Origin of the sequence: Alkalibacterium kapii (assembly GCF_007988865.1) — a bacterium.
Taxonomy (GTDB): Bacteria; Bacillota; Bacilli; order Lactobacillales; family Carnobacteriaceae_A; genus Alkalibacterium; species Alkalibacterium kapii.
In genome coordinates this window covers 1-1,579 of the sequence record NZ_BJUY01000052.1, presented here as the reverse complement: position 1 = coordinate 1,579, position 1,579 = coordinate 1, and the positions used below count along the sequence as shown (strand labels likewise).

At 35.0% G+C, this 1,579-nt stretch carries 1 protein-coding gene; it reads right to left on the bottom strand.

Features of this window, described 5'->3' with window-relative positions; translation table 11 throughout:
* Positions 1 to 153 precede the first annotated feature (153 nt).
* On the bottom strand, positions 154 to 1,380 hold the full coding sequence (locus AKA01nite_RS09195) for a transposase (protein WP_186805162.1): 1,227 nt from the start codon (positions 1,378 to 1,380) through the stop codon (positions 154 to 156).
* Between the last annotated feature and the right edge of the window lie 199 nt (positions 1,381 to 1,579).

The window sequence follows — 1,579 nt, the reverse complement described above, 5'->3', positions numbered from 1 at the left end:
GAATTTACCCATTTTACAAGTTGAGGACTGAGTTTACACCTAAAATACAGACGGCGTTCTTTTTTAGAAGAAAAAATAGACGATACTAACAATGAAAGCACACAAATAGAACGCCCTAAAATGCACGTTTTGAAATCTATTCAATTGCTTCATTTACCATAATGTTAACTGGCTGGTTCGCCGTTTGACAAAATGAAAATGGTTTATACCTTTTTTGTCTGATGAAAGAATCGCTCTTACCCCACGAATCATTCGATAAAGATAAAATTTAATTTTAGATAAAGGGTTTGAGGACTGTGAACGCGCCAAAATAATTTGAGTGAGCCCGGTATTCTTCTCAATCAGAAGAGAGTAATAGCCAATAACATAATTAACGATTCGGTACAGCGTACGCAGAGACATTAAAGACATTGTGCGCATGGCTTCCAAATGAAACTCTTGCTTTTGGACACGAAATAACTCTTCAATACGCCAGCGTGTAATATAAGCTTTTAAAATGCGCAGCACGTCGTGCTTTCCTTTGATCTCGTGATTAGTCAAGAGTTTCATCGGCTTTTGACCATATCCGTAAACAACAATCATGTTAAGAGGTGTCTCTTTTAGTATAGGGAGTTTGACTTTCACATGGCTCACCTTTAAATGATACGTTTTTCCTTTTATCTCTGTACAGAAGTTTATTTTTCCTTTTCTTTTATTCGCTAATGTGGGTACTTTAACTCGTTTATTTTTATGAATAAGATAACGGTTATCCTTTAGTCGAGTAACAAACTGGCGATCCAACTTATCGATGGCTTCATACATCACATTACTATCATATCCGCGATCCATAACGAACGTGCATGGTTTTTCACCCATTACTTCATGAATCATTTGAAAGCCTTTGATTTCTTCCACATTCAAACTTTGAAACTGTTCTTCTTTTGAAGAACAGACATGACTATAAAGAGGAATAGGGTGTTTTGTTTGTATTGTAGCAGTAGAAAAGTTAATGGTATGGTACCCTTTTTCAATTTTTTTAGTAGAACCATCGAAGACGGGACTGAGTGCTTCCATTTTTTCAGCGTAAGGCTTGATAATATCTGACTGATCGACAAGAATAAGGGCGTTGTCTGGAATTGCTTTTTTTATACTATTCAGATAATTTTGGTGGAGTATAGATGAATCAGCTCCTTTCGTTAACTGTCTAGATAAACGTTTAATAATATATTGAATATCACATTCTTCTTCGAGTGAACGTCCAATGTCAGAAAGAATCACACTGTTCGCTTTTGATATACCATAAACTAAATCTCTAAAGAATTTTTGACGGGGTTTAGATAGTCCTTTTGTCAATTTATCTATAAAAGTATTTAAATGTCGTTTTGTTTGGTAGATTTCCATAGAATTCATGATAAAATAGGGTCAGCTCCTCATTGATACTTTTGTTTTGTGGTGATTCAATTATATCATGATTAAGAGCGTAAAAGATCCACAGATTTAATTTGTGGATACACAAAAGCCCTTGATAGACATGTTTTCCACATGTGCATATCAGGGCTTTTGTTTTTAGACCGACAGGTCTCAAATTTTGGGTAAATTC